Source organism: Caldicellulosiruptoraceae bacterium PP1, assembly GCA_041320695.1.
Taxonomy (GTDB): domain Bacteria; phylum Bacillota; class Thermoanaerobacteria; order Caldicellulosiruptorales; family Caldicellulosiruptoraceae; genus JBGGOQ01.
This window is the reverse complement of record JBGGOQ010000025.1, coordinates 1-5422: the sequence shown is the minus strand read 5'-3', so window position 1 is coordinate 5422 and position 5422 is coordinate 1. Positions and strand designations below refer to the sequence as shown.

Genomic DNA, 5422 nt, shown 5'->3' with positions numbered 1-5422 from the left:
GCAAAAAATGTTTCAATAAATATAAAAACTTTTTGACGAACTGCAGTTTCTGAATAAGCTATTTTTTCATCTATATAGGGATTTATAAAATGTTGCTTTTTCTTCAGTTTTTCTAAAGTTTCTATTACTTGATCTTCATAAAGCATTTTAAAAGTAAAATCTCCATCATTCATATTATAAAATAGTGAAAGTAACGGATTTTCACCAATCCATTGAATTAATCCAAATCTCCATAAACTATGTAATATATTAATTACATCATTTGTTATTTTTTCTTTGGAAGCACCATAATATTCCTTTAATATTCTATTTACAATTTCACCTATTGTAGTTTTTCCATTGCATTGTTCTAATATAAACCTACCAACATCATTTAGACTCAATTGTTGCGTTTCAGGATGTTTTTTGCTTAAGAAAATAAGACTCCCATCTTCCTCTAATCTTTTATATAAGAGATTTTGTTCATCAAGTTTTGGTAAATAATTTATAATATCTACCATTCTTAAATCCTCCTAAATAATATAAAATTATCATATACTAATGTTTTCAAAAAATTAATCAGAGCTTGATAATTATTAAATTCATTTATTAAATCTTCTAACTTAATCTCTTTATTATCAAAGATTTTCTGCAAAATATTTATTTTTTGCAGATCAGATTTATATACTTTTTTAAATAATCCCCCATGTTCGTAATACCTTATAAGAATCAATTTATCCGTTTTAATATGGAAAAGAGTATTTTCTCGAACAAAAATATAATAATTATTTGCACTTCTTTTAACATCTTTTAAATAACTCTCAATTCTTTTTTTTGCATTTATGCATCTTGCCGATATTTCATTATTAAATTGTTTCTGTATTATGCCCGATGGGCAAGGAATACACTCATTTTCCCAATAGCAAGATAAACAACTTTCAGGCTTATTGCTTTTAATTAATTGGTTTAATTTAGTTTTGAAATTTGCAAATTGTTCAACTTTCTCTTCGCTTTCATTTTCTTTAATAAAATTTACTTTTGGTAAAATCCCAATTTCATTTTCTTTGTCTAAAATAGCTACACATGGCACTATATCTCCATTTGGAAGCAAAGAATAACTTCCTGTTAAAAACCCACATCTTGGGGGTATAGGACAAAAATCAGTATTATAAAAAAGATTATAATAGATAGCTTCTATAGGAAGAAATGATTTAGAATTAATATAGAATCTCTTTTCATTTAATTTAAAATAATTTTCTAAAATAATCTCCCATGTTTGTACAAATTCATCTGGAGTTAAAAGTAAATCACTATTATCTTTTGCATTTCCATCCATCGAAAGACCGCCAATTACAAGAGCGTCAATTGGAAGAGCATTAAAAAATTCTGGTATATGCTTTGCTTCAATTTTATTTTTTTTATTTAAAGACATTTGAATTACTATAGGTACTTGTTTTTTTGAATTAGCTATTTTTTTTAATACGTTCAATGCATTTATTATCTTTTCTAATGTTCCTTCACCACGTATGTAATCATTTGATTCTTTACTTATACCTTCTAAACTTATACTAATAGAGCCTACCCCACTATTTATAATTCTTTCTGCAAATAATTCATCTTGCAACAATATCCCATTTGTGATTAGTTCAGTATGAATACCTTTTATTGTGCAATATAATATAAGCTTATCTATATCTTTAAATAGAAGTGGTTCTTTTGTAGAAAGAAATATACTTTTAGTACCATATACAACCAATTTATCTATTATCCTTTTTGCATCTTCAAATTTTAATTCTGAGTAATCATCTAACTTTGATCCTATAAAACAATGTTTACATTTAAGGTTACATCTTGGTTCAATTTCCCATCTTATATTTGATATTTGCATTTTAATTACACCTAACTTATATTTATTTTATAAAATATGAATATATTATTAAATCTGCATCGTCAAATTCTTTTTCTAGTACCAGTTCTTTTTGAAAACCAATGATACTTAAAAGATTTAAAATATAATCTAAATTAGGTATATTATTCTTTATATTTATTTTAATTTTACTTATATCTGGATATGATTTATTCAAATTTAAAAATGAATTAGACAAAAACTTTGCCGCTTCTGTTTTTTCATTTCCACAAATTAATAATTGTAACTCGGCACTTTTTGATAATGTACCTATATTAGGTAATTGATAATATGAAATTTTAGTTAATGTATTTTCTGAAAACTCACCAAACACATAAATAGAATAATTAAAAAATTTTTCTCTTAATATAAATTCATTGAATATATGTTTATTAATAAATGGATCCATATAATTGCAACTTTTTTCAAATTTCGTAATTCCTATTGTTTCTATAAATTTAATCATATCGGAATCAGTTAACTGTCTTTGTTCTATGTTCATGATAAAAATCACCACCATCAAATAATATATTTGTTAAAATAAATAATTAATATTTATTTGTTAAAAATTTATCTATTTTTATTTTAGAAATATCTTCTTCTATAAGATCTATATCAACACTTTTTTCCCAATAAACTTCTTTAAATCCCTTTGATGACAAATTTAGGTCGTTTATAGATCTTATTTCTCTTGAAATCCATTTAACTATTGATAAATTCCATACATTAGACAATCCACTATTCCAATAATCTAAAATTTTATGCTTTCTTATATTTCCAAATGTAATTGGTAAATAAGGTGAAATTCTTATATATCCATAAGCATCTATTCCTATAAATGGATTATATCCATTTTCCCTATAATTACCTCTTATAAGATGGTCTACTGGATCACCCCACTCGATATGCATTTTATTTTCTGCTATATTTAACATTTGTAATTCCATTAGCTTTCTTGCAAGCCACCGATAATCATTATAAGAAGGAATATACTCATTTAGATATCTTTTTGCTCTTCCCATAATCATTAAAGGCTGAACTCTAAAATCATGAACGCCCATTTTTTCACATAATTTAATTATTTCTTCAATTTCATTAATATTTTTTAAAGAAGGAGTACAAGCAACCCCTACCATTAACCCCGCATTTAGTAAACATTTTATAGCATTAATTGCTTTATTAAAGCTTCCGTTTTTATTTCTAAGCCAATCATGAGTCTCTGATGAAGCTCCATCAAGACTAACTTGAATCAATGAGAAACCAGCTTTTTGTAAATTATTAGCAACTTCTTCATCCACCAATTCTCCATTTGTAACCATATTTACTTGAGTTATTCCTTTACATCCTGTTACAATCTTTTCGCAGCACTTATATAATATTTCTTTTCTTAGAAGTGGTTCACCCCCACAAAAACAAATTACATTTGGCATTATTTCTACAATTTGGTCTGATATATTCATTAATTCACTATCTGTTAATTCTGTTTCTAAATTGTTTTCATTACTACCGTTAAAACAATGTAAACACTTCATTGTACACTTGTATGTAACATCAATCGACATTATTATGGGTTTTGGAGCATATTGATTCACATATATTCTCTCCTTTACAATGTAATATTATAGTCTTTTGCATAAATGCTCAATGTCAGTATTATCAAGCATTTCAGTAACATTAATGATAAGCAATTTATTTCTCAACTTAAATCTTTCAAGCGTTCTAACACCTTATCTACTTTCGATCATGTGTCTTTGTTCCTTGACTTCCTTTTATCTGCTATTTCTTCACTCTTGCTATTTATTCTTGCCTATAATATTAATCTATCGTGTTCTATACTTACTATCAAAAATTTAACAAGCTTAAATAGCTTATTGCTTAAAACTTTAATTTTTTCTTTATCCTATTCTTAATCATCTATTTAATATTTTTGCTTATATCCAATCCTCTAAAAGAAGCATACTTTGAGGATATAGAATTGTATTGTCTTTTTTAAATATTACTAATATATTCCATTAATTCTGATTGGTTATTGCTTTTACTATTTATATATGTTATATGAAACTTTCTCTTTATTTTCCTTTTACATCTTGTACTTAATTGCTGTATTGTCATCTTTTACCTCAACAAATTATCCTTTTTGCAAACAGCTATAATCTTTCTTCCTTTTCAAATTGATTAAAATATAATATAATCAAAATATTGGGTTATTAAATGGAGAGGGCCCTATTGCTATTATAGATATTGTGGGGTAGCAATTTTATTCCCTCTTTCATCTAAAATTGTATTTACACCAATTAGTATTTGTACTTTAAATGTTTACATATAATAAATACAAATACATATAATTTATAACACTATTCTTTTTTTAATTTTATTTAATAATGTTTATTTTGTCTACTATATTTTTGTATAGTTTTACTATAAATATGACTATACTTTAGTATAATTTAACAAACAAAAAGACTATACTAAAGTATAGTCTATATAGATATTAAATTTAGCTTGACTGCTTTTGCTACAGCTTCTTGGATACTCTTTGTTTGTAGCTTGTATATAATTTGCTTTTTGTGATATTTTACTGTTGCTATGTTAATTTTTAATTCTTCTGATATAACTGCTTCTTTATATCCCTTAGCACATAATCTTAACACATTTATCTGCTTATCAGTTAAGCTTTCTTTTAAACATTCTTTTTCTCTTGTTATAAGCATTTTATATTCATTACATATCTTCTCTCTAAGCAGTTCAAAACATAAAATCATTTCATCAACAATACGCTCTTCAATTGTTGAAATATCTATATAACCTATTATATCTTTATCATTTATTAACAATGGTGCTGCAATACAATACCATTTTTTTAATATTTCACAATAATGTTCATGAGGTTTTAAACATATTGTTTTCTTCATTTCCATTGCAATTGAAATTGCATTTGTTCCAATACTGTGTTCTGAAAATGACATTCCAATTTTGAAATTATACTTATCAATATATAAATATTTTTTCTTTTCATATACCATTTCCAAAAGATATCCTTCACAATCTGTTAATATGAATATGTATTTATTTTTTATTGGACTTGTAATACTTTCAATACAATTTTTAAAGATATTTATTAGTTTATCATTTTTTCTTAATCTTAACTTTAATTCATCTTTTTTTAGAATAATAATTGGAGATATAATTGTCTTTTGAAGTCCTAATTTTTTACATCTTCTATGTGATACTATTATTTTTCTATTTATTTTTGTTTGGTTCAAAAACCCCCACTCCTTTATTTTTAGCATTATTTGAGGGTAGACACCTATTTATTATATCTACCCTCAAAATTGCAACAATATGCTAAACTGTAATATCTTTCTTTTCGAAAATCTTCAACGAAAGAATAAGTGGAACAATTAGATATAGGAATAAGACAATCAAGCTAAATTGTGGGGTTACAAATGATATCTTAGATACTCGAGATATCTCATTTGCTAATAATTTAAATGGATCTGCATATTTTACTATAGATAATAACTGTAAAATACTTAA

6 protein-coding genes are annotated in these 5422 nt (G+C 25.1%); all 6 read right to left on the bottom strand.

Features of this window, described 5'->3' with window-relative positions:
- Window positions 1–500 (bottom strand): PqqD family protein (locus ACAG39_12375; protein ID MEZ0538017.1); only part of this gene is annotated, 500 nt, incomplete at its 3' end.
- Window positions 501–502: 2 nt separating this feature from the next.
- A complete protein-coding gene (locus tag ACAG39_12370) occupies window positions 503–1867 on the bottom strand; it encodes a radical SAM protein (protein MEZ0538016.1) in 1365 nt (454 codons plus the stop codon).
- 22 nt (window positions 1868–1889) lie between these two features.
- Window positions 1890–2387, bottom strand: a complete 498-nt coding sequence (locus ACAG39_12365) for a hypothetical protein (GenBank protein MEZ0538015.1) — start codon at window positions 2385–2387, stop codon at window positions 1890–1892.
- A gap of 46 nt (window positions 2388–2433) precedes the next feature.
- Window positions 2434–3477 (bottom strand): radical SAM protein, encoded by a 1044-nt coding sequence (locus ACAG39_12360; GenBank protein ID MEZ0538014.1) that lies wholly within the window; start codon window positions 3475–3477, stop codon window positions 2434–2436.
- 888 nt (window positions 3478–4365) lie between these two features.
- On the bottom strand, window positions 4366–5148 hold the full coding sequence (locus tag ACAG39_12355; protein MEZ0538013.1) for a LuxR C-terminal-related transcriptional regulator: 783 nt from the start codon (window positions 5146–5148) through the stop codon (window positions 4366–4368).
- 82 nt (window positions 5149–5230) lie between these two features.
- A partial coding sequence (locus tag ACAG39_12350; protein MEZ0538012.1) for a hypothetical protein occupies window positions 5231–5422 on the bottom strand: 192 nt, incomplete at its 5' end.

Coding starts and splice junctions, on each gene's coding strand:
- ACAG39_12370 (MEZ0538016.1), bottom strand. CDS start 1,867: ATGCAAATATCAAATATAAGATGGGAAATTGAACCAAGATGTAACCTT.
- ACAG39_12365 (MEZ0538015.1), bottom strand. CDS start 2,387: ATGAACATAGAACAAAGACAGTTAACTGATTCCGATATGATTAAATTT.